Annotated in this window: 22 protein-coding genes; 13 read left to right on the top strand and 9 right to left on the bottom strand. The window is 64.5% G+C overall.

Going from position 1 to position 23,446, the window contains the following annotated elements:
- Positions 1-185: 185 nt before the first annotated feature.
- From BWP39_RS06780 to BWP39_RS06755, 6 genes are all read right to left on the bottom strand, one after another.
- Positions 186-779: a DUF2946 family protein gene (locus BWP39_RS06780; RefSeq protein WP_096718034.1), complete on the bottom strand. Its 594-nt coding sequence runs from the start codon at positions 777-779 to the stop codon at positions 186-188.
- Positions 772-1,821, bottom strand: a complete 1,050-nt coding sequence (locus BWP39_RS06775) for a hydrolase (protein ID WP_096718032.1) — start codon at positions 1,819-1,821, stop codon at positions 772-774. The genes BWP39_RS06780 and BWP39_RS06775 overlap by 8 nt, the downstream gene beginning before the upstream one ends.
- Before the next feature lie 35 nt (positions 1,822-1,856).
- Positions 1,857-2,303, bottom strand: a complete 447-nt coding sequence (locus BWP39_RS06770; protein WP_096718030.1) for a nuclear transport factor 2 family protein — start codon at positions 2,301-2,303, stop codon at positions 1,857-1,859.
- Between the two features lie 130 nt (positions 2,304-2,433).
- Positions 2,434-3,459, bottom strand: coding sequence for a lipopolysaccharide heptosyltransferase II (gene waaF / locus BWP39_RS06765; protein ID WP_096718028.1), 1,026 nt, complete (start codon positions 3,457-3,459; stop codon positions 2,434-2,436).
- Positions 3,460-3,634: 175 nt separating this feature from the next.
- Positions 3,635-3,829, bottom strand: a complete 195-nt coding sequence (locus BWP39_RS06760) for a zinc-finger domain-containing protein (protein WP_096718026.1) — start codon at positions 3,827-3,829, stop codon at positions 3,635-3,637.
- 61 nt (positions 3,830-3,890) lie between these two features.
- The gene (locus BWP39_RS06755) at positions 3,891-4,814 is read right to left on the bottom strand and encodes a branched-chain amino acid transaminase (protein WP_096718024.1); all 924 of its coding nucleotides are present in this window, start codon (positions 4,812-4,814) and stop codon (positions 3,891-3,893) included.
- Positions 4,815-5,147: 333 nt separating this feature from the next.
- On the opposite strand from BWP39_RS06755, the gene BWP39_RS06750 reads away from it, so the two are divergent.
- The 10 genes from BWP39_RS06750 (at position 5,148) to BWP39_RS06705 (ending at position 15,884) form a co-directional block, all read left to right on the top strand.
- Complete coding sequence (locus BWP39_RS06750; RefSeq protein WP_096718022.1) at positions 5,148-5,894, top strand: AzlC family ABC transporter permease; 747 nt, start codon at positions 5,148-5,150, stop codon at positions 5,892-5,894.
- A 5-nt stretch (positions 5,895-5,899) separates the two neighbouring features.
- Positions 5,900-6,223, top strand: a complete 324-nt coding sequence (locus BWP39_RS06745; protein ID WP_096718020.1) for an AzlD domain-containing protein — start codon at positions 5,900-5,902, stop codon at positions 6,221-6,223.
- 194 nt (positions 6,224-6,417) lie between these two features.
- A complete protein-coding gene (locus BWP39_RS06740; protein ID WP_096718018.1) occupies positions 6,418-7,611 on the top strand; it encodes a phosphoglycerate kinase in 1,194 nt (397 codons plus the stop codon).
- A gap of 307 nt (positions 7,612-7,918) precedes the next feature.
- A complete protein-coding gene (gene pyk, locus BWP39_RS06735) occupies positions 7,919-9,355 on the top strand; it encodes a pyruvate kinase (RefSeq protein ID WP_096718625.1) in 1,437 nt (478 codons plus the stop codon).
- Between the two features lie 364 nt (positions 9,356-9,719).
- Positions 9,720-10,784: a class II fructose-bisphosphate aldolase gene (gene fba, locus BWP39_RS06730; protein WP_096718016.1), complete on the top strand. Its 1,065-nt coding sequence runs from the start codon at positions 9,720-9,722 to the stop codon at positions 10,782-10,784.
- Positions 10,785-10,967: 183 nt separating this feature from the next.
- On the top strand, positions 10,968-11,858 hold the full coding sequence (locus BWP39_RS06725; RefSeq protein ID WP_096718014.1) for a phosphoribosylaminoimidazolesuccinocarboxamide synthase: 891 nt from the start codon (positions 10,968-10,970) through the stop codon (positions 11,856-11,858).
- A 24-nt stretch (positions 11,859-11,882) separates the two neighbouring features.
- Positions 11,883-12,410 (top strand): 5-(carboxyamino)imidazole ribonucleotide mutase, encoded by a 528-nt coding sequence (gene purE, locus BWP39_RS06720; RefSeq protein WP_091011138.1) that lies wholly within the window; start codon positions 11,883-11,885, stop codon positions 12,408-12,410.
- 93 nt (positions 12,411-12,503) lie between these two features.
- Positions 12,504-13,733, top strand: coding sequence for a 5-(carboxyamino)imidazole ribonucleotide synthase (locus BWP39_RS06715; RefSeq protein ID WP_096718012.1), 1,230 nt, complete (start codon positions 12,504-12,506; stop codon positions 13,731-13,733).
- 19 nt (positions 13,734-13,752) lie between these two features.
- Entirely contained in the window at positions 13,753-14,793 is a 1,041-nt protein-coding gene (locus BWP39_RS06710; RefSeq protein WP_096718010.1) for an L-threonylcarbamoyladenylate synthase, read from the top strand.
- A 128-nt stretch (positions 14,794-14,921) separates the two neighbouring features.
- Positions 14,922-15,884, top strand: a complete 963-nt coding sequence (locus BWP39_RS06705) for a GSU2403 family nucleotidyltransferase fold protein (protein ID WP_096718008.1) — start codon at positions 14,922-14,924, stop codon at positions 15,882-15,884.
- Positions 15,885-15,998: 114 nt separating this feature from the next.
- Here BWP39_RS06705 and BWP39_RS06700 read toward each other — a convergent pair whose 3' ends face one another.
- The 3 genes from BWP39_RS06700 to dacB all read right to left on the bottom strand — a co-directional run bounded on the left by BWP39_RS06700 (position 15,999) and on the right by dacB (position 19,206).
- Positions 15,999-17,162, bottom strand: coding sequence for an SGNH/GDSL hydrolase family protein (locus tag BWP39_RS06700; RefSeq protein ID WP_096718623.1), 1,164 nt, complete (start codon positions 17,160-17,162; stop codon positions 15,999-16,001).
- Between the two features lie 80 nt (positions 17,163-17,242).
- Positions 17,243-17,407 carry a hypothetical protein gene (locus BWP39_RS31715; protein WP_157915127.1) on the bottom strand — a complete coding sequence of 55 codons (165 nt, stop codon included), beginning with the start codon at positions 17,405-17,407 and terminating at the stop codon, positions 17,243-17,245.
- A 197-nt stretch (positions 17,408-17,604) separates the two neighbouring features.
- The gene (gene dacB, locus BWP39_RS06695) at positions 17,605-19,206 is read right to left on the bottom strand and encodes a D-alanyl-D-alanine carboxypeptidase/D-alanyl-D-alanine endopeptidase (RefSeq protein ID WP_407944781.1); all 1,602 of its coding nucleotides are present in this window, start codon (positions 19,204-19,206) and stop codon (positions 17,605-17,607) included.
- Between the two features lie 365 nt (positions 19,207-19,571).
- On the opposite strand from dacB, the gene BWP39_RS06690 reads away from it, so the two are divergent.
- From BWP39_RS06690 to BWP39_RS06680, 3 genes are all read left to right on the top strand, one after another.
- Entirely contained in the window at positions 19,572-20,234 is a 663-nt protein-coding gene (locus tag BWP39_RS06690) for a response regulator (protein ID WP_096718004.1), read from the top strand.
- Between the two features lie 4 nt (positions 20,235-20,238).
- The gene (locus BWP39_RS06685) at positions 20,239-21,540 is read left to right on the top strand and encodes an ATP-binding protein (RefSeq protein ID WP_096718002.1); all 1,302 of its coding nucleotides are present in this window, start codon (positions 20,239-20,241) and stop codon (positions 21,538-21,540) included.
- A 193-nt stretch (positions 21,541-21,733) separates the two neighbouring features.
- Positions 21,734-23,245, top strand: a complete 1,512-nt coding sequence (locus BWP39_RS06680) for a DegQ family serine endoprotease (protein WP_096718000.1) — start codon at positions 21,734-21,736, stop codon at positions 23,243-23,245.
- Positions 23,246-23,446 lie beyond the last annotated feature (201 nt).

Below are 23,446 nucleotides of genomic sequence, written 5' to 3'. Positions count from 1 at the left end.
CACGCAGTGTCAGGCGCTGCCTCGCACTTCTTGCACAGCGAGAGCGGAACGAGTGATGAAGCCAGACGACGAGCACGACAGCGGATGAGACGCAGCGCGAGGCGCCGCTTCACACCTCTTGCATCACGAGAGCGGCACGAGTGACGAAACCAAAAGACGAGAAACACAGCCGATAAGACGCAGTACTAGGCGCTACCCCGATCCCCTTGCGCCGCAAGAGCCGGACTGGCGATAAAACCGAACCGTGCCGCGACCTCCGCACGTTGCACCGGTTGCAACGGCAGCACCGCATCGCCACGCCATTCGAAAGCACCGCCGCTACCGTCGTCGTTCAACGACGCATGCGCCGAGAACAGATCAAGATCGTGATCGTGCAGTACAGCGATGCGCGCAGGCGTCGCTGCGTCGCTGAACAGCACACTGCCTTCATCGTCGAGCCACGCGGCAGCAGGTTCGAAGGTGTTTCCCGCCTGATCGGTGAGCGCGAGCGGGCCCTCCGCGCTGACGGCGAGCCGCACGACCCACGGCGTATAACCGAGCTCCACATACACGCGCTGCGGTCCGTTCTGGAAGAACCATTGTCCGCGCGCGTCGCATTCGTAATTGCGGTTGATAAAGCCGAGCAGCGCGACATGACGGATCGGCTCGCCGGCGGCGCCACGTGCCTGCGCCGCTTCGTCGCGCATGCGCCAGTTCCCGCGCCGGTCGAGCAGCAGCCAGCCGGTGCAATGCGGCACGTTCGGCCATTTGACGAGCGCTTCGCGAACGATTTCATCCATGGCGGGTAACCGGGGCAAACGGCGCGAGATAGCCGAACACGCGCTGCGACAGCCAGTCGATGCGACCCGGAAACGGTCCGGTCATGAAGCCGACGTGGCCGCCGTCATGCGGCTGGTCGAGTTCGACGGCCGCCGATACTTCGTGCTGCGCAGGCAGCACCGCAGCCGGCAGGAACGGATCGTTGCGCGCGTTGAGCACGAGCGTCGGCACGGCGATGCCGGGCAACAGCGGGCGCGTGGTGGCACGTGTCCAGTAATCTTCGGTGTTGCGAAAGCCGTGCAGCGGCGCAGTAACGATGTTGTCGTACTCGTACATGTTGCGGCTCGCGAGCATCGCTTCGCGCTCGAACAGACCCGGATACTGCGCGAGCTTCTGCAGCGCCTTCTGCTTCAGCGTCTTCAGGAAGTTGCGCGTGTAGATCAGATTGAAGCCCTTCATTAGCGCGCGGCCACCGGCATGAACATCGAGCGGCGCGGACACAGCGGCGGCGGCTGTGATGAACGACGCGTCTTCTCTGCGTTCGCCGAGCCAGTGCAGCAGCACGTTGCCACCCAGCGATACACCCGCGGCGAAGATCGGCCCGCGATGCGTGGCGCGCAGCCGGCGCAGCACCCAGTCGACCTCGTTGCTGTCCGCCAGATGATAGAAGCGCGGCAGCAGATTCAACGGCCCGCTGCAGCTGCGGAAGTGCGGCACGACACCATGCCAGCCGCGTGCCTGCGCGGCGTACAGCAACGCGCGGGCGTAATGGGAACTGGAACTGCCTTCGAGACCATGAAACAGCACGAAGAGCGGTGCATCCGCATCGGCACCGGCGGGGGCGTCGGCCCAGTCGAGTTCGATGAAATCGCCGTCGGGGGTGTCCCAGCGCTCGCGCCGGTAAGTCACGGAGGGCGGTCGGCTGAACAGCGCGGGCACGATGGTTTGCACGTGGCGGTTCGGTAGCCAGAACGGCGCGCGATACTGCATATCGGCCGGTGCGTTTCCCGTCGATGCGGCGCGCGGCCCGGAGGAAGGAGAGTTGTCGTGCGTCGTGCTCATCGCCACATCTGAACCGTTACCTCGCGTCGATCGAATCAGTGCAGCGAGCCCTGGCCGTGACGCATCTTCGTGGCGAACTGGCTGGCTGTTTCGTTCGGCATCGTGCTCGCGTGAATGTGCGCGATGCGCCACTCGCCGCGTTCGTGAACCATCACGTAGGTGGTGAATACCATCGCCGGGGTGGCGGTCTGGTCGGCGGGGCGGTGGGCCTCCGCGATCGCGTAGACGACCGTGCCGAGGCTGTCGTACACGCGGATATCGAGCGGTTCGATCGACACCGGCGCCGCTTCGAGCTGCAGCGACAACCCCGCGCGAATACTGTCGAGGCCGTGCAGATGCGAGCCGTCCGCGCAGATGCAGCTGACGAACTCCTCATCGATCCACAAGCCCATCAAGCTGTCGATATTGACCTCAGCGATCGCCTGGTAATAGGCGTTGAGGGTATCCGCAGCGGCTTCGAAGATGTGGGCAAAACGTGGCATGGCGGGTCGGTCTCTTGTGCGCGGCGCGCGGTTGCATTCCAGTAGTCGGAGCAGTCTGCGGACTTCCGCGAGGATGTCCGTGCCGTATGGCATGGACATGATGCCGCGGGCGGACGCGGCAGCGGTCGGTTCAGCGTTGCGCGACGAGCATGCCGCGCAGATCGCCGAAAACCTGTTCGGCGCCGAGTTGCCGCAGACAGTTCAGATGCCCGAGCGGACACTCGCGCTGGAAACAGGGACTGCATTCGAGATGCAGCCATTGTACCTTCGCGAGGTCCGACAGGGGCGGCGTGTGGCGCGGGTCGGTCGAACCGTACACGGCGACGAGCGGCCGGCGCAGCGCGGCTGCCACGTGCATCAGCCCCGAGTCGTTGCTGACCACGGCGTTGGCGCGCGATATCAGCGCACAGGCTTCACCGAGCGCGGTTTGTCCGCACAGGTTGCGCACGTTCGACGCACGATCGGCGATGGCCTGCGCGAGCGGCGCGTCTTTCGGCGAACCGAGCGCGACGATCTGCGTGTACGGAAACGACTGGCCGATCATCTGCGCGAGCGCAGCGAAATGTTCGGGCGGCCAGCGTTTCGCCGGACCGTATTCGGCGCCAGGGCAGAACACCAGCAGCGGCACGCGCGTATCGAGGTTGAAGCGCGCCGACACACGCGCCGCTTCGTTCAGATCGGCATCGAGGCGCGGCGCCGGCAGATCGCCCGCGACTTTCGCGCCCGGTGCGTAGGCGAGTGCGGCGTACTGATCGACCATCGGCGGGCGTTCGTCTTTGCGCGGATTCGCGTGACGCACGTTCAACAGGCCGAGGCGATTCTCGCCGCTGTAGCCGATGCGTAGCGGAATGCCCGCCATCCACGGAATCAGCGCCGATTTCAGCGAATTGGGCAGCACGTAGGCGGCGTCGTAACCGACGTCGCGCAGATCGCTTGCGAGTTGCCAGCGGCGCCACAACTGCAGCTTGCCGTGCGCGAGATCGGTCGCGTAGACATCGCGGACCTCGGGCATGCGTTCGAGTACAGGTGCGACCCACGATGGCGCGACCGCATCGATCGCGATGCGCGGATGCAGTTTCACGAGCCGCGCTAGCAGCGGCTGCGCCATCAATACGTCACCGATCCAGTTCGGTGCGATAACCAGCGCGCGGCGCATCAGTGGGAGTGTCCGGTATAAAAAGGAAGCGCCGCGCGCAACGGCACGCGGCGTCCAGAGTGTGGCAGGAGAGAAGGTCGCGGCGACGGCGGATGCTGCGCTGTGAGTCCGCGCATCTGACCGATGCGCGGCAACGCGTGCACCGCGGCTGCGGCCCTAAGGATGCGCGCGATGCTCAGTGGCCCTTGACCACTTCGCCGGCACGCAGCTTGTAGCGCGTGCCGCAGTACGGGCAGCGCGCTTCGCCGTGGGACACGTCGATAAAGACGCGCGGATGGGTGCTCCAGCGCGGCATCGACGGGTTCGGGCAATAGGCGGGCAGGTCTTTTGCCGACAGTTCGACCAGCGGCATTTCCTTGATTTCGCTCATGAGGACTTTCTCTTTTTAGGCGGCGCGGCTCGATGTGATGTCGAGGCCGCGCGCGCTAGGTTCAGATCTTTGCCAGCCAGTGGGCATACTTCGGGTTCTTGCCCGCGACGATCTCGAAGAACGCCGCTTGCAGCTTCTCCGTAATCGGACCGCGTCCACCGTTGCCGATCGTGCGGTTATCGAGTTCGCGGATCGGCGTGACTTCGGCGGCGGTGCCGGTGAAGAACGCTTCGTCGCAGGTGTAGACCTCGTCGCGCGTGATGCGCTTTTCGATCACCTGGATGCCGGCGTCGCGCGCCAGCGTGATGATCGTGTCGCGCGTGATGCCGTCGAGGCACGACGCCAGGTCGGGCGTGTACAGCTTGCCGTTGTTCACGAGGAAGAAGTTTTCGCCGGAGCCTTCCGACACATAGCCGTCGACGTCGAGCAGCAGCGCTTCGTCGTAGCCGTCGGTGACCGCTTCCTGGTTGGCGAGGATCGAGTTCACATACCAGCCCGACGCTTTCGCACGAACCATCGACACATTCACGTGATGCCGCGTGAACGACGAGGTCTTCACGCGGATGCCCTTGTTCAGACCGTCTTCACCGAGGTAGGCGCCCCACGGCCACGCGGCGATCGCGACGTGAATCGTATTGCCCTTGGCCGACACACCGAGTTTTTCGGAGCCGATCCAGATCAGCGGACGGATATAGCCTTTCTCAAGCTTGTTCTCGCGGACGACTTCGCGCTGCGCGGCGGCGAGCGTTTCGTGGTCGAACGGGACGTCCATCTGGAAGATCTTCGCCGAGTTGAGCAGGCGCCTGGTGTGTTCCTGGAGACGGAAAATCGCGGTGCTGCCGTCGGCCGCCTGATAGGCGCGTACGCCTTCGAAGACGCCCATGCCGTAGTGCAGTGTGTGGGTGAGGACGTGGATCTGGGCATCGCGCCAGTCGATGAGCTTGCCATCCATCCAGATCTTGCCGTCGCGGTCGGCCATTGACATACGATTCTCCAGGCGGTGCGGTTGCTGTGTGACCGGGCTACCCCGGCGCGGGACTACCCCGGCGTCGCCGCGCATGCGTCCGGATCTCGAGAAGCGGTGCGTCGAGCCGGCGGACGAGCCGGGAACGCGGTGCGAGAGGCCGTCGCGAAGATCCGGCAGGCGGCGAAGAGCGCCATTTTAGCGTCTTTTGCATGCGTAACGGGCATTCAGACAGCTTTCAAACGCTATAATCCGGCGCGCATATCATACAAATCCGGGTGCACCAGCGGCTGATCGACGAGCTGGCGCCCACTTCCTGTCGTTCCCGTGCATCCGCGCCGGGACGTTGCTCCGATGCTCGCTCGCCTGTCCGCTCAAGACCGCCAAGCCTTTCGCCAGGGCTTGCGCGACTATTCCCCGACGCTGATGGCGATGCTGTCGTGGGGGCTCGTCACCGGTATCGCGATGAGCAAATCCGTGCTGACCACACCGCAGGCGCTCGGTATGTCGCTGCTGGTCTACGCGGGGTCCTCTCAGCTCGCGGTGCTGCCGCTCTTCGCGGCCCACTTGCCGGTCTGGACCGTCCTGCTTACCGCCACGATGGTGAATACGCGTTTCGTGATCTTCAGCGCCGGGCTCGCGCCGCACTTCTCGTACTTGCCGCTGTGGCGGCGCCTGCTGATCGGCTATTTCAACGGCGATGTGATCTATCTGCTGTTCCAGAAGCAGCGCTTCGCGCCCGGCCGCGTGCCCGGCAAGGAAGCGTACTTCTGGGGGATGTCGATCGCGAGCTGGCTGTCGTGGCAGGTGTCGTCGATCGTGGGGATCCTGCTCGCCAGCTTCATTCCGGATAACTGGGGCCTGTCGCTTGCCGGCACGCTCGCGCTGATTCCGATCATGGTGTCGGCGATTGTGACGCGCTCGACGCTGGTGGCGGTCAGCATCGCCGGCGTGGTCGCGCTGCTGGCCTTCGAACTGCCGTACCGGCTCGCCCTGCCGATTGCCGTGCTGACGGCGATCGCCGCCGGCAGCATCGCGGACCTGCTGGTCGAGCGCGCTGACTTGCGCCGCATCCGCCGGCGCACCGGAGATCCCCAATGACCTCAATGTCCAGCACGCAGATCTGGCTCGCCATCCTCGGTATGACGCTCGTGACTGCGGTCACGCGCGCGCTGTTCCTGATCGGCGGCGAGCGCACGGTGCTGCCGGAGCGCGTGCAGCGGATGCTGCGCTATGCGCCCGCGGCGGCGCTCGCCGCCGTCGTGCTGCCGGATGTGCTGGCAACCCCGAGCGGTCTGTCGTTTGCGCTCTCCAACCACGAGTTCTACGCCAGCGTCGCCGGGCTCGGCTGGTATTTGTGGCGGCGCAGCATGGTTAGTACGATCGTGGTCGGAATGATCGTTTTCACGATTCTGCGGATCCTCGTCTAGGGCCGCACGGTGCGTGCTGCGCTGCGGCATCGATAGTGCACTACCCAGATACAGGACATTCGCGCCGACACGGGTTAGAACGCCATGGGTATCGGTTAAAATGGCGGTCCTCCGGATTGCTGCGCGCCGTGCTGGCCAACAGGCGGCAAGCATCATCCGCAACCGCCTTCCACCCAACCCGCATACACACGCCCATGAACCAGGTATTGCGTCTCACCGATCTGATCGCCGCCGGCAAGCTGTCCGGCAAACGCGTGTTTATCCGTGCCGACCTGAACGTGCCGCAGGACGACCAGGGCAACATCACCGAAGACACCCGCATCCGCGCCTCGGTGCCGGCCATTCAGGACGCGCTCGATGCGGGCGCCGCCGTGATGGTCACGTCGCATCTGGGCCGCCCGACGGAAGGCGAGTTCAAGCCCGAAGATTCGCTCGCGCCGGTCGCGAAGCGCCTCGCTGAGCTGCTTGGCCGTGACGTACCGCTCATCGCGAACTGGGTCGAGAACGGCGTGCAGGTCGCACCGGGCCAGGTCGTGCTGCTCGAAAACTGCCGTGTGAACAAGGGCGAAAAGAAGAATTCCGACGAACTCGCGCAGAAAATGGCGCAGCTCTGCGACATCTACGTGAACGACGCATTCGGCACCGCACACCGCGCGGAAGCGACGACGCATGGCATCGCGAAGTACGCGCCGGTTGCCTGCGCGGGCCCGCTGCTCGCCGCCGAGCTCGACGCGCTCGGCAAGGCGCTCGGTGCGCCGAAGCGGCCGCTGGTGGCGATCGTCGCTGGCTCGAAGGTGTCGACCAAGCTGACCATTCTGAAATCGCTGGCGGAGAAGGTCGATCAACTGATTGTTGGTGGCGGGATTGCGAACACGTTCATGCTGGCGGCTGGCCTGAAGATCGGTAAGTCGCTGGCGGAAGCCGATCTCGTCGAAGACGCGAAGGCGATCATCGAGCAGGCGAAGGCGCGCGGCGCATCGGTGCCGATTCCAACCGACGTGGTCACTGCCAAAGAGTTTTCGGCGACCGCGAAGGCCGAGATCAAGGCAGTCGCCGACGTGCAGGACGACGACCTGATCCTCGACATCGGTCCGGATACGGCGAAGGCGCTGGCTGCGCAACTTGGGACGGCCGGCACGATCGTCTGGAACGGCCCGGTCGGTGTGTTCGAGTTCGACCAGTTCAGTCACGGTACGAAGACACTGGCGGACGCGATTGCGCAGTCGCCGGCGTTTTCGATCGCCGGCGGCGGCGATACGCTCGCGGCGATTGCGAAGTACGGCATCCACGACAAGATCAGCTATATCTCCACCGGCGGCGGCGCGTTCCTCGAGTTCCTCGAGGGCAAGAAGCTGCCGGCGGTCGAAGTGCTCGAATCGCGGGCTTGACGTGAGCGCACGCGCTCCGGCAAAACCGGCGAAGGCTCGGTCCGCAGCGGCACGTGGTGCGCGCTCCGCGAGCGGCGGTGTCCTGCGCCGTACCGCACCGGCCGGCGCCGCGCCGCAGGTCACCGCACCGGTGGCTTCCGACGCTCAGGCGGCGACCGCGGCGGTAGCCGCGCAGGCCATCCACGAAATTTCGTCTTCATCCGCTGCGCCGGTCCCCACCGGCGCCCCGGCAGCACCCGTCGGCGCGCAGCCCACGCATCCGACTCCCAGCGCTGACACCAGCGAATCCATTCAAACGAGGAGACTCATGCATCGCGCCACCAAGATTGTCGCCACCATCGGCCCGGCTTCCAGCACGCCCGAAATCCTGCAGCAAATGATCGATGCCGGCCTCGACGTGGTGCGGCTCAACTTCTCTCACGGCACCGCCGACGATCACCGCCAGCGCGCCGAATTCGTCCGCGAAGCGGCTCGTCTCGCCGGTCGCGAAGTCGGCATCATGGCGGACCTGCAAGGCCCGAAAATCCGCGTCGGCAAGTTCGAGAACGGCAAGGTCACGCTCGTGCCGGGCAATGCGTTCATTCTCGACAGCGATTGCGAACTCGGTAACGACGAACGCGTCGGCCTCGACTACAAGGACCTGCCGCGCGACCTGAAAACCGGCGACATCCTGCTGCTGAACGACGGCCTGATCGTGCTGAACGTCACGCGTGTGATCGGCAACGAGATTCACACGACGGTGAAGATCGGCGGTGAGCTGTCGAACAACAAGGGTATCAATCGTCAGGGCGGCGGCCTGACCGCACCGGCGCTGACCGCGAAGGACATGGAAGACATCCGCACGGCGATGTCGCTCGGCGCGGACTTCGTTGCGGTGTCGTTCCCGAAGAACGCGACCGATATGGAAATGGCGCGCCAGCTCGCCAACATTGCCGGTGCCCCGTACGGCATCAAGCCGAAGATGATCGCGAAGATCGAGCGGGCCGAAGCGATTCCGGCGCTGCAGGGCATTCTTGATGCATCGGACGGCATCATGGTCGCGCGTGGCGATCTCGCCGTCGAAGTCGGCAACGCCGCGGTCCCTGCGTTGCAAAAGCGCATGATCCGCATGGCGCGCGAATCGAACAAGTTCGTGATCACCGCGACGCAGATGATGGAGTCGATGATCTACGCGCCGGTGCCGACGCGCGCCGAAGTGTCGGACGTGGCGAACGCGGTGCTCGACGGGACCGATGCGGTGATGCTGTCGGCGGAATCGGCGGCGGGCAAGTACCCGGTGCAAACCATCGAAACGATGGCCGCGATCTGCCTCGAAGCCGAGAAGTCCGAACACGTCGAGCTCGACAAGGATTTCCTCGACCGGACTTTCACACGGATCGACCAGTCGATTGCGATGGGCGCGCTGTTCACCGCGTACCACCTCGGTACGAAGGCGATCGTCGCGCTGACCGAATCGGGCTCGACTGCGCTGTGGATGTCGCGTCACTGGACCCATGTGCCGATCTTTGCGCTGACGTCGCGCATCGGCAGCGAGCGCGCGATGCAGATCTATCGCAACGTGCGGCCGCTGCATCTGGACAGCAGCAGCGATCGCGACATCGCGCTTCAGCAGGCGCTCGAAGTGGTGGTCAGCAAGGGCTATGCCGCTCGCGGCGACATGGTGGTGCTGACCGTCGGTGAGCCGATGGGGCAGGCCGGCGGGACTAATACGCTGAAGATCGTGCGGGTCGGCGAGCCGTATTGAGCGGTAACGCGTGATGGGCGTCGCGCAAGCGACGCTGCATGACCGGCGTACGTACGCGGCATTGCATGACCGCGTTACGCAAGCGGCGCTGCACGAGCAGCGCTGCTTGTAACGGCACGGTGTGAACTGTGCTGCATGAATGACGTGACAGAAACGGCGTGACAAGCGGCATGACATAAGCCGCGTTACGCCAACGATCGGCACCACCTGAAGCGCGCTGACGAGAGGCGTGCGCAAGGGGTTTCGCGCAAAACGCAAGACAGGCGAGCCCCTCTGCGCCCCAGCGCGCAACAGGCATCGCGATAACCTCGCGCAAAGAGATGCCGACGACACAGGATTCGTTTTAAATCAAAGGAGTATCGCAATGCCTCTCGTGTCAATGCGTCAATTGCTGGACCACGCCGCCGAACACGGCTACGGCCTGCCGGCATTCAACGTGAACAACCTGGAGCAGGTGCAGGCCATCATGGCCGCCGCCGACCAGGTGAACGCACCGGTGATCATGCAGGCCTCGGCGGGTGCGCGCAAATATGCGGGCGAGCCGTTCCTGCGGCACTTGATCGAAGCAGCGGTCGAGTCCTACCCGCACATCCCGGTCGTGATGCATCAGGATCACGGGCAGTCGCCGGCGGTGTGTATGGCGGCGATCCGCAGTGGCTTCACGAGCGTGATGATGGACGGCTCGCTCGAAGCGGACGGCAAGACGGTGGCATCGTACGACTACAACGTCGACGTGTCGCGCAAGGTGGTCGAAGCGGCGCACTCGATCGGCGTGACGGTCGAAGCGGAACTCGGCGTGCTCGGTTCGCTGGAAACGATGAAGGGCGACAAGGAAGACGGCCACGGCGCAGAAGGCACGATGACGCGCGAGCAGTTGCTCACCGACGTCGAACAGGCCGCCGACTTCGTCCAACGCACACAGTGCGATGCGCTCGCCATCGCGATCGGTACGTCGCATGGCGCGTACAAGTTCTCGAAGAAGCCCACCGGCGACATCCTGTCGATCTCCCGCATCAAGGAAATTCACGCACGCATTCCGAACACGCATCTCGTGATGCACGGCTCGTCGTCGGTGCCGCAGGAACTGCTCGCGGAAATCCGCGAGTTTGGCGGCGACATGAAGGAAACCTACGGCGTGCCGGTCGAAGAGATTCAGGAAGGCATCAAGTACGGCGTGCGCAAGATCAACATCGACACTGACCTGCGTCTTGCGATCACCGGTGCGATCCGCCGTTACATGGCGCAGAACGCAGGGAAGTTCGATCCGCGCGACTATCTGAAGCCCGCGCGCGACGCAGCGAAGAAGGTGTGCGTCGACCGTTATCTGGCGTTTGGCTGCGAAGGGCAGGCGGGCAAGATCAAGCCGCTGCCGCTCGACCGGATCGCCGAAAAGTACAAGGCCGGCGAGCTCTCACAGGTCGTCCGTTAAAATACTGGCTTTGCCGACTCGGCCGCCGGTCAAGCGAACGGCCGGGTCGTCTGGCGGTTGCCTGCGCATCGCCGTTCCCGCATGATCATGGGGAACGGCGTTTAGCTTTTGATTTTCCATAGGTTTTTGCGGTTTTTTGCCGATTTGTCCCGTCCCGGACCCCACTTTTAGCGAATCACGACGATGTCCACCCTCTACGAATCCACGCTCCGCTCGCTGCCGCTGCTCGGCCGCGGCAAGGTCCGCGATAACTACGCGGTAGGCAACGACCGCCTGCTGATCGTCACCACCGACCGTCTGTCGGCGTTCGACGTGATCATGGGTGAGCCGATTCCGGGCAAAGGCCGTGTGCTGAACCAGATGGCCGACTTCTGGTTCGAGCGTCTGAAGGACATCGTGCCGAATCACCTGACTGGCGTCGCGCCGGAATCGGTGGTCGCGGCCGACGAAGCGGAGCAGGTGAAGGGACGCGCGGTGGTCGTGAAGCGTCTCGAGCCGATTCTGGTCGAAGCCGTGGTGCGCGGCTATCTGGCCGGCAGTGGCTGGAAGGACTATCAGGCCACGGGTTCGGTGTGCGGCGTGCAGTTGCCGCCCGGCCTGCAGAACGCGCAGAAGCTGCCCGAGCCGATCTTCACGCCGGCCGCGAAGGCCGAGATGGGCCACCACGACGAGAACATCACGTACGACGAGATGGAACGCCGCATCGGCACCGAACTGTCGGCGACGATCCGCGACATCTCGATCAAGCTGTACCAGGCCGCCGCCGACTACGCCGCAACCCGCGGCATCATCATCGCCGACACGAAGTTCGAATTCGGTCTCGACAATCACGGCAAGCTGTACTTGATGGACGAAGCGCTGACGGCGGATTCCTCGCGCTTCTGGCCCGCCGACCAGTACCAGGTGGGCACCAACCCGCCATCGTTCGACAAGCAGTTCGTCCGTGACTGGCTCGAAACCCAGCCGTGGAAAAAAGAGCCGCCGGCGCCGAAGCTGCCCGACGACGTGGTCACGAAGACGAGCGAGAAGTATCAGGAAGCGCTCGAACGGCTGACCGGCCAGAAGCTCGCGTAACCCGCGCATACGGAAGCCAGTACGATGAGTGAAGTCCAGACCGTCCCGACTGCCCATACGCACGATGCGCCGCTCGTCGGCGTGCTGATGGGTTCCAGTTCCGACTGGGACACCATGAAGCATGCCGTGGCGATCCTGCAGGAATTCGGCGTGCCCTACGAAGCGCAGGTTGTCTCCGCGCACCGCATGCCCGACGAGATGTTCGCGTACGCCGAGCGCGCGCGCGAACGCGGGCTGCGCGCGATCATCGCGGGTGCGGGTGGTGCCGCGCATCTGCCGGGCATGCTCGCCGCGAAGACCACGGTGCCGGTGCTCGGCGTACCGGTCGCCAGCAAGTATCTGAAGGGCGTCGATTCGCTGCATTCGATCGTGCAGATGCCAAAGGGCGTGCCGGTCGCGACCTTCGCCATCGGCGAAGCAGGCGCGGCGAATGCGGCGCTGTTCGCGGTGTCGATCCTGAGCGGCACGTCGACCGATTACGCGGACAAGCTCGCTGCGTTCCGCGTGCGCCAGAACCAGGCGGCCCACGCGATGGTGCTGCCCGCGCTGTAAGCGCAAACGGGTTTTCAGCCCGAACCTGTGACCCCGGTTGACCGCGCGTGTGCGCATCGGCAGCCGGGGTTCACCATTGAGCCGACCACTGAGATGAACCCAGACAACACCCCGGTTTCACCGATTCTGCCCGGCGCATGGCTTGGCATGGTCGGTGGCGGCCAGCTCGGCCGCATGTTCTGTTTTGCCGCCCAGGCGATGGGCTATCGCGTCGCCGTGCTCGATCCCGATGAGGCGAGCCCGGCGGGCGCCGTCGCGGATCGACATCTGCGTGCCGCTTACGACGACGAAGCGGTGCTGACCGAACTCGCGCGGTTGTGCGCGGCGGTATCGACGGAATTCGAGAACGTGCCGGCCGCGAGCCTCGATTTTCTCGCGCGGACGACCTTCGTGAGCCCGGCCGGTCGCTGTGTCGCGGTTGCGCAGGATCGCATCGCGGAGAAGCGTTTTATTGCTTCGTCGGGCGTGACGGTGGCGCCGCACGTGGTGATCGAATCATCCGATGCGCTGGCTGCACTCAACGATGCAGCGCTCGAAGCGGTGCTGCCCGGCATCCTGAAGACCGCGCGGCTCGGCTATGACGGCAAGGGTCAGGTGCGCGTGCGCAATGCCGAGGAAGTGCGCGAGGCGCATGCATCGCTGGGTGGCGTGGCCTGCGTGCTCGAAAAGCGGCTGCCGCTGAAGTTCGAAGTGTCGGCATTGATCGCGCGCGGCGCGACCGGCACGACCGCGGTGTATCCGTTGGCGCAGAACACGCATCGCGACGGCGTGCTCTCGCACACGATCGTGCCGGCGCCCGACGCGAGTGCAACGCTCGTCGCCCAGGCGCAGCAGGCGGCGCTGCAGATCGCTGCGAAGCTCGGCTATGTCGGTGTGCTGTGTGTCGAGTTCTTTATTCTCGAAGACGGCTCACTGGTCGCCAACGAAATGGCGCCGCGCCCGCACAATTCCGGCCACTACACCGTCGATGCCTGCGCCACCAGCCAGTTCGAGCAGCAGGTCCGCGCGATGACCGCTATGCCGCTCGGCGATACGCGCCAGCACTCGCCGGCGGTGATGTTGAATATCCTCGGCGACATCTGGTTTCCCGACGACGCGAATCACGTGAAAGGCGCGCAGGGCAATGCGCCGCTCGGCGCGCCCGTTACGCCGCCGTGGCATGAAGTGGCGGCGATGCCCGCTGCGCGTTTGCATCTGTACGGCAAGGAAGAAGCGCGTCCGGGCCGCAAGATGGGCCACGTGAATTTCACCGCGGCGACGCTCGACGAAGCCCGCACGGCCGCGCGCGATTGTGCGCGGCTGCTGCATATCGCCGTCGGTTGACGCAGGGTTTATCGCTGCCATGCCCGATCAGACACCCGCAGGTTTCCCCGCTGCCGCCGTGAGTGCGGCGGATATCGAGCGCGCGGCGGCCTTGCTCGATGCGGGCGAACTCGTCGCGTTTCCCACCGAGACCGTGTACGGCCTTGGTGGCGATGCGGAGAGCGCGGAAGCGGTGGCGCGCATCTACGCGGCGAAGGGACGTCCGGCGAATCATCCGGTGATCGTGCATCTGCCGCCGCAGGGGGACCCGGCGTATTGGGTCAAGGACTTGCCGCCGGATGCGCAGAAGCTGATCGATGCGTTCTGGCCGGGGCCGCTCACGCTGATTCTCAAGCGCGCGGCGCACATTCCGCCGGCGGTGAGTGGTGGTCAGGATTCGGTCGGCTTGCGCTGTCCGTCGCATCCGGTTGCGCAGGCGCTGCTTGCCGCGTTTGCGGCACTCAGAGGGGGCTACGGCGGAGTGGCCGCGCCTTCGGCGAACCGCTTCGGTCACGTGAGTCCGACGACCGCGCAGCACGTGCGCGAGGAATTCGGCAGCGCGATTCATGTGCTCGACGGTGGGGCATCGGATGTCGGCATCGAGTCGACGATCGTCGATTTGTCGAGGGGTTTTCCGGCGCTGTTGCGACCGGGACGCGTGACGCCGCAGGATATCGCCGACGTACTCGGCGAAGCGCCGCGTCTGCCGGATGGGTCGGACGCCACTGCGCCGCGCGCATCGGGCACGCTGAAGGCGCACTACGCGCCGCGCACGCCGCTCGCGTTGCTGCCGTTCGAGGCACTTGAACCGCTCCTCGCTGGACGCGATACCAGCGAGCGGATCGCGCTGGTATCGCGTGTGTCGCGCGCGGGAGCGTGGGCTGGTGCGACGGGCGTGCACTTCATCGCTGCGCCCGAAGATCCGCACGTCTACGCACGCGAGCTATACGGTTTGCTGCGCGCGCTCGATCGCGCGAATGTGACGCGTATTTTGATCGAGAAGCTGCCGGATACGATCGAATGGATCGCGGTGAATGACCGGTTGGGGCGGGCGGCGGCGGCGTTTGAAGCGTTGCCGTAGTGACTTGCAGCAGACCTGAGCTTCGTCGCAGAGGTCGCTTATTCCAATGGTCGAAAAATCATTAAGTTATTGAATAATATGGATTTACGGTATATTTTGTGAAAACACAAATATATGCCGAACATTCCATGCTTGAACTCCCGGATGATCTACTGAGGCAGTACATCGACGCCTCGTCTTCCTTTACCGCGCTAGAGGAAGCCGAACGGGAGCAGTCGCATGTACGGGGAGGAATGTACTGGCACAAAGGGCATCACTCCGCGCCCGCTAATTTCTATCTCATGCGCACCGCACCGTCTGGCAGCGAGAAAAGTCTGGGCCCACGATCCGAGGATACCGAGCGGATTTACGAGGCGTTCCAGGCGCGCAAGCGTGAAGCGCAGACGCGAGTGTCCGGCCTACGTGACGCTGTCGAAAAGCAGAGCCGGATGAATCGGGCTCTGCGCGTAGGGCGGGTGAATCCGCTGATTGTCGACCTGCTCAACCGGCTCGTTACTTCCGGGTTGCACGATCACTTTCGGGTGGTTGGTACCCACGCTCTTTACGCATATGAGTCAGCGGCGGGAGTACGCGTCGATAACGCGACTATTGCGACCCAGGATATTGACTTGCTGTGGGATGTCCGCAAGCGTGTCCAGTTCTCCACCGCATTGAAGAGGCTCGATAGCTCGATGCTCGGGGTCCTGCGCAAGGTAGACCCCACCTTCAGGGTGCGAGACTCGCAAAAATACACAGCGGTCAACAAGGATGGCTTCGAGGTGGACATCCTCCGGCGAGAGACGACAGCCGATGACCCGCATCCTGTGCAACTCAGCGACGACGAAAACGACTTCTGGGTGACTCAGGCACCACGTGCGCAAGAGTTGCTCGATTGCGCGGCTTTTTCTGCGGTGATTGTGGCGACCAACGGCAACATGGCCCGAATGGAAACGCTCGAGCCGATGGCGTTCGTCCGGTTCAAGCGCTGGATGGGTAGTCTAAAAGACCGCGACATCCTGAAGCGCCGGCGGGATGTCTCCCAGGCAGAGGTGGTTGAGAAGATGGTTAGAGACTATCTTCCCCAGTGGGATAAAAAAGCGAGCCTCGAATGAGGCTCGCAATAACCCTGTTCTAGCTGTGCCCAACACGTTCATCGTGTAGGCAGCCAAGCCAACCGGGCTTATTCAATCCAGCCGCGCAACCTAACGCTACCCGGCTGCACGACATCACTTGCCAATACCCGCCGCAGCAATCTGCTTCTCAACCTGCTGCGCGAACAGCGCATGCAGATGGGTAGTCGGATGCACTGTGTCGGCGAACATATAAGTCTGGTCCGCACCGGCAACCGTATAGGTATCCGGCGAGCAGAACAGCGACGATGCAAACGCCGTCGGATTCGGCATACCGTGCTTCGCTGCGGCCGCGGCCATCGCGGTCAGGTTACAGGCCGTGCCCGTATTCGATACGGTGAAGCCGTTCGACTGGTAGTTCGCCATGACACCGTCCTGCCACTGATCGGCTTGCACGTAGATCACCTTGCTCGCGAGACCCGCTGCGTTCAGCGTCCCGATCAACGTCTGGTTGAACGCTGTCACGAGACCGGCGAACAGTTGCTGACCCGACGTGCCACCCGATAGACCTTGCGGCGTCTGCGCGATATCGGGGATGTTCGACACGACGACCTTCGTCGCGCCATTCGCGAGGATCGGCGCAATCACGTTCTGCACGAGCTGCGTCGCGGCGAGCCCAATGGCCTGCACGGCCGCATTGACCGCCTGGGTCTGCGCGGTGGCCGGATCGACACCGGCCGCGACCGCTGCGGCAATCGTCGCCTGGACGACGCCGGCCTGATAGAAGATGTCGTTGGCGCCGCCGTTCACGAGCACCAGCTGATTCGCGTTGAAGTTGGTGTGCGCGGACAGGTAGTTCTGCAGTTGCGTGACGATCGGTACGGTCGTCGCCTGCGCGTACGACGGCTGCGAGGCCGGCGCGTGGCCGATGCCGTTCGGGTCCGTCACGCGCGAGCCGCCCTGACCGTAGCCGAGGCCCGTCGATGCCTGCAACGGTTGTCCGAAGCCGCCGAGATAGGCCGGCGTCAACGTGCCGCCGTAGTATTCGGCGACCTTTTGCGTCCAGATTTCACCGGGGTTCGTGGTGAAGCGGCCGCCGCCGAAACTGGCGGTCACGACCGGTGAATACGTGCCGACGTCCGACAGGCTGTCGCCGAACGATACGACCTGCAGCTTCACGCCGCCGGCCGGGGTGCTGCCGCTCGAGCTGCTGTTATCGTCGCTGCCCCCGCAGGCGGCGATCAGGGCGAACGCCGCGCCTGCGATGCCGATCTGGGCGACGCGCGTCAGGCTCCGGTAGTGTGGTTCCCTGTATTTCATGTTCACTTCATCTCCTCGTTTGTGTGGCCATTGCCATGTGATGCAGGCAGCGTCCGCCGCTCTGACGGCGTGACGACAGCTTACAGAATATTTTGTGGATTGCGCGGCGTTTGAAACGCACCTCTAAGGTGGGTGCGAAAGGGCGTGTTAATGGTGGCGTAGAGCGGAAGAGCAAAGAACCGCGCGATCCTGTCCGCGCGCTGACGCGCCATCGCGAGCAAAGGCAATTCGGCGTCGAATCGCATGGGCGTCCCCCTCCGTGGTCTCGAGCTGCCGCAGCGAATGGGCAGACGTTGTCGTTTTCGTTCGATTGGTGCCGCGCAGCTGAATCGTGGCGCGGCAGCGCATGGGTAGCGGGCGTTTCATACCGCCCCGTCGAACACTGCCCGACAGCGTACACGCTCCGCCGCGTTGCGGCGCGGGGGTTCGCTAGAAGGAATCCTCAATGCTCGCTGTGCCGATGCGGGTTTTTCCTGGGCTTGCCTTTGCCCTTGCGCGAGGTGGCGGCGGGTTCGGGCGCGGGCGGCGGTGCCATGCCCGTGTAGACCCATTCGAGCAGCGCATCGTGTGCCGCCTGTGCGCTTTCGGCGTGCGGGCTGTTGATGAGACTCACGACGATATAGCTGACGCCGTCTTCGGACGCGACATAGCCCGCGATAGCACGCACATCGCGCAGCGTACCGGTCTTGATGTGTGCATTGCCGACCACCGGTTGCGTGGTCAGGCGGTGACGCATCGTGCCGTCCACACCGACTACCGGCAATGAATCGACGAACACCTGCGCGACCGGGCTCGCATTGGCCGCCTGCAGCAGGTCGGCGAGTGTTAGTGCAGTGACATGCTCGCCGCGCGACAGACCCGAGCCGTTGTCGAGCGCGAGATCTTCGGTGGGGATCGCGCTGCGTGCGAGGAATGCGTCGATCGCGCTCACCGCTTTTTCGGGTGTCCCGGGCGGCTTGCCGGACATGGCGCCGATCGTCAGGAACAGATTGCGCGCCATCGGGTTGTTGCTGAACTTGTTGATGTCGCGAACGATGTCTGCGAGCGGCGGACCGTCGTGTGTCGCGACGAGGTGTGCCGTGGCGGGAACGGGGCCGTCGCGCGTCGTGCCCGTGAATGTGCCGCCGGTCTGTTGCCACAGCGCGAGGAAGCCGCCGCCGAAAAACGCCGTGTGATCGAGCACCGCGACGTTGATCGTGCGTGCGCCGCAGCGCAGCGGGTAGTCGCCGGTGAACGAAGCGATTACGGTGCCGTTCGCATCGGGCGTTACGCTTGGCGCGAGTGCCGACGATTCGCCGCGGCACGGCCCGCGTGTCGCGCGCAACTGGTTGTCGATCTGCAGTTGCGCGAGGGCGGGCAATACGTCGATTGCAACGCTACCGTCGGGCGCTGGCGTCAAGGTGAACGACAGCGACTTGAACGCATAGAGCAGCGGATCGGGACCGACGTTGTACGGCGCGGTGACTTCGTCGTCGAATGGCGGCAGGTCGCGCGTCGACGGATCGAAGTAGCGCTTGTCGAGCACGAGCGCACCATCGATTCCGTTAATGCCCGCCTTGCGGATCTTCTGCACGAGATCGATCAGTTCTTCCGGCACGAGCTTCGGGTCGCCGGTGCCCTGGATGTACAGATTGCCGTGCAGGATGCCGTTCGCATCGAGCGTGCCGTCGGTATAGGCGCTCGTGCGCCAACGATAATCCGGGCCGAGCAGCGACAGGCCCGAGTAGGTGGTGACGATTTTCATCGTCGAGGCGGGCAGCATCGGCATGCCGGCGTTCATCGCGACGATCGGTGTCGTGTCGCCGACCTTTTCGATCACGACGCTGATGGCCGACAGCGGCACGTGAGCGCGCTGCAGACCTGCCATCACGGTCGACGGCAACACCGTGCTGACACTGACCGCCGGATGCCGCGCCTTGATTCGCGCATGGGCCGGCGCAGCGCCGAGCAGCGACATACACGCGAGCGTCAGCGCGACGACGCGACCGAGCCCCGGACCGTCACCCGCCCATCGTCCAAACGAAAGGTCGGGCGAAAGAGGCAGACGGTTTGCGTGGGCAAGACGAGGCAAGCGATACAGCGCGGCGGCGCAAGCGGAGCGAAAGCGGGAGTGGGGGCGGGTAAGGCGCTGGGCAAGCGAAGCGAGAACGTGCGTCATGGAAACCTGGGCGTGCAAGGCGGGCGGTGGAAGACGCGATGCGCAGCGAGCGCCGGTCGTCGACCGTTCCCGTATGAAGCGAAAGCGCACATTGTAGAGATATGCCGCGATGCTGCGGTGAAAAATGCGCTAACTCATGCATACGTGGCGCATACGGTGGGCTTCAAACCGATGCGGCGGCGAACATCATGCCGCGTAACTAACCCCTGGCGCTAGAATGCGGTCATCACGAACCATACGGATACGCTGTCATGCGCATATTGCTCGTCGAAGACGACCGGATGATTGCCGAGGGCGTGCGCAAGGCGCTGCGCGGCGAAGGCTTTGCGGTCGACTGGGTGCAGGACGGCGAGGCTGCGCTGAGCGCGGCCACCGGCGAAGCTTACGATCTCGTGCTGCTCGATCTGGGGCTGCCCAAGCGTGACGGCCTCGACGTACTGCGCACGTTGCGCGCGCGCGGCCACGCGCTGCCGGTGCTGATCGTCACCGCGCGCGATGCGGTAGCCGACCGCGTGAAGGGCCTCGACGCCGGGGCCGACGACTACCTCGTGAAGCCGTTCGATCTCGACGAACTCGGTGCGCGCATGCGCGCGCTGATTCGCCGGCAGTCGGGCCGCAGCGATTCGACGATCCGCTACGGCGCGCTCACGCTCGATCCGGCGGGGCATCGCGTGACGCTCGACGGTGCGCCGGTCGCCTTGTCCGCACGCGAATTCGCACTGCTCGAAGCGCTGCTGGCGCGACCGGGCGCGGTGCTGTCGAAGAGCCAGCTCGAAGAAAAGATGTACGGCTGGGGCGAGGAGATCGGTAGCAATACCGTCGAGGTGTACATCCACGCCTTGCGCAAGAAGCTCGGTGCGGACCTGATCCGCAACGTGCGCGGCCTGGGCTACATGATCGCGAGGGAAGGCTGAGCTGATGCGTTCGATTCGTCGTCAATTGCTGTTCTGGCTGCTTGCCATCGTATTGCTCGGTCTTGGTATCGCAGGCTGGCTTATCTACCGTCAGGCGCTCGCCGAAGCGAACGAACTGTTCGACTACCAGTTGCAGGAGATCGCCGCGGCCTTACCCGCCGAGCCGTTCTCGCAGGTTCTCACGTCGCGCGATACCGGCGACGAAGGCATCGTGCTGCAGATCTGGAATCGCAACGGTGTACTGATGTACTACTCGCATCCACGTGCACCGCTCGCGCCGCGCGCCGAAATCGGCTTCTCGACCGAGCACACCGATCGCGGCTTGTGGCGCGTGTATGGCGCGATCGTCGGCGATAACGTCGTGCAGCTCGCGCAACCGGTATCGGTACGCAACCGGCTTGCTGCAAACGTCGCGCTGCGCACGCTGTGGCCGCTGATCGTGCTGCTGCCGCTGCTCGGCGTCGCGGTATGGGGTGTGGTCGGGCGCGGCCTCGCGCCGTTGCGACGCGTAGCAGGCGCGCTCGATACGCGCCATCCGGAAGCGCTCGAACCGCTACCCGATGAGCGCCTGCCGCTCGAAGTCCAGCCGCTCGTGCGCGCCCTGAACGCACTGCTTGCGCGACTCGCGACCGCACTCGATACGCAGAAGGCCTTCGTCGCCGACGCCGCGCACGAACTGCGCACGCCGCTCGCGGCCGTGCAGATCCAGTCGCAACTGGTTGCGCGCGCACGCGATGACGCGACGCGCGGCGAAGCGCTCGCCGATCTGCAGGCGGGCGTTACGCGCGCGACGCGACTTGCCGAGCAACTGCTCGCGCTGGCGCGAGCGGAGCCAGACGGTCCGGTGAGCGCCAAGGCAATCGATCTTCACGCACTGCTCGACGAATGCGTCGGCGCTTATGCACCGCTCGCGCAGCAGCGCAACGTCGATCTCGGCATTGAAGGCAGTGAACCCGCGACCGTAATCGGCGATGGACAGACGCTGCGCGTGATGCTCAACAACCTGCTTGATAACGCAACCAAGTACACACCGGCCGGTGGCCGCGTCGACGTGAGCCTCGCGGTCGAAGCAGGACATCCGGTGGTACGGATCGCCGACAGCGGACCCGGCATTCCACCCGAAGAGCGCGAGCGGGTGTTCGACCGCTTCTATCGCGTCGGGTCCGGCGCGATGCGTGAGCGCACCGACGTGGCGGGTAGCGGGCTCGGACTCGCGATCGTGAAGCGCATCGCGTTGCAACAGCGCGCCCAGGTCGAACTCGGCGAATCGGCATCGGGCGGGTTGCTGGTGAGCGTGCGTTTCTAATGCACTTTTAACGCCATTTTAACGATAAGCAGCGCTTGCCGAGGTGAGGACACCGGGCCATCTATCGCCCGCAAACCCCCGCCAGACAAGCGAAAGCAGGCGCCCGCCGGTTCGTAACCTGTTTAAGATTCCTTTAAGCGATACCACGTAGTCTTCGCCTCATTGAAAAGCATTATTTTGTGAGGACCACACGATGAACGCGAAAACCCTGTCCCGTAGCGCAGTCGCCGCAGCTATCGCCGTGGCGCTCTCCGCCGGTTACGTCGCTGGACACCGCAATGTGCCGGCGCCGGAAGTCATCACGCCGGCCCAGGCGGCCGCACTGATGCCGGCCGAGGCTGCTGCAAAGACCGGTATTCCCGATTTCTCCGGCCTCGTCGAAACCTACGGTCCTGCCGTCGTCAACATCAGCGCGAAGCACGTCGTCAAGCAGGTCGCGCAACGCGGCGGCGCGCAGCAACTGCCCATCGATCCCAGCGATCCGTTCTACCAGTTCTACCGCCGCTTCTTCGGCAACATCCCGGGCATGCAAGGCGGCGACGGCGGTGGCAGTAGCGATCAATCGGATCAACCGAGCGCGAGCCTTGGCTCCGGTTTCATCGTCAGCAGCGACGGCTATATCCTGACCAATGCGCACGTCGTCGACGGCGCGAACGTGGTCACCGTGAAGCTCACCGACAAGCGCGAATTCCGCGCGAAAGTGGTCGGCGCCGACAAGCAGTCCGACGTCGCGGTACTGAAGATCGATGCGAGCAATCTGCCCATCGTGAAGATCGGCGATCCGCGCCAGAGCAAGGTCGGCCAGTGGGTGGTCGCGATCGGGTCGCCGTACGGCTTCGACAACACCGTGACCTCGGGCATCATCAGCGCGAAATCGCGCTCGCTGCCGAACGAAAACTACACGCCGTTCATCCAGACCGACGTGCCGGTGAATCCCGGCAACTCGGGCGGCCCGCTGTTCAATCTGGAAGGCGAAGTGATCGGCATCAACTCGATGATCTACTCGCAGACCGGCGGCTTCCAGGGACTGTCGTTCGCGATTCCGATCAACGAAGCGATGAAGGTCGAGAACGAACTCGTGAAGACCGGTCACGTCAGCCGCGGCCGGCTTGGCGTAGCGGTGCAGGCGATGAACCAGACGCTGGCGAATTCGTTCGGCATGAAGACGCCGCAGGGCGCGCTGGTCAGTTCCGTCGATGCGTCCGGTCCGGCTGCGAAGGCCGGCCTGCAACCCGGCGACGTGATTCTCTCGGTGAACGGCACACCGGTGAGCGATTCGGTGGATCTGCCGTCGCAGGTCGCAGGTTTGAAGCCGGGTAGTACGGCGACGGTCCAGGTGTGGCGCGACAAGGCGACGAAGGACCTCAAGGTGACGATCGGTTCGCTGTCGGATGTGAAGACGGCATCGGCGGATGGCAGCGATTCGTCGGCGCAGATGCAGGGACGCCTCGGCGTCGCCGTGCGCGCGCTGACGCCGCAGGAAAAGAGCGGCACGTCGTTGACGCATGGTCTGCTCGTGCAACAGGCGGGCGGTCCGGCGGCCAACGCCGGCATCCAGGCTGGCGACGTGATTCTCGCGGTGAACGGCCGCCCGGTGACGAGCGTCGATCAGTTGAAGCAGATGATCTCGTCGGCCGGCAACAGCATTGCGCTGCTGATCCAGCGCGACGACGCGCAGATTTTCGTCCCGGTGGACCTCGGCTGATGCCGAGCGCCGATCAGGGCGATGGGTAAGTCTTCCTCTGATACGGCGGTTTTTACCGGTAGCTCGGCGGCTATCCGGATGCCGAGCCCGGTGACAGTCCCGAACCGGGCCGGCAGCGCAGATGGGGCGCGGTTCGAGGCCTGACACTGAAGCCCTGGCGCAGGATCGCCGTGACAGGCACGCCAGTTGCGTTCGATCTGT

This window comes from Paraburkholderia acidicola, assembly GCF_002362315.1.
GTDB lineage: Bacteria > Pseudomonadota > Gammaproteobacteria > Burkholderiales > Burkholderiaceae > Paraburkholderia > Paraburkholderia acidicola.
The sequence above is the reverse complement of the archived record's forward strand: the minus strand, read 5'-3'. Positions and strand labels throughout refer to the sequence as shown.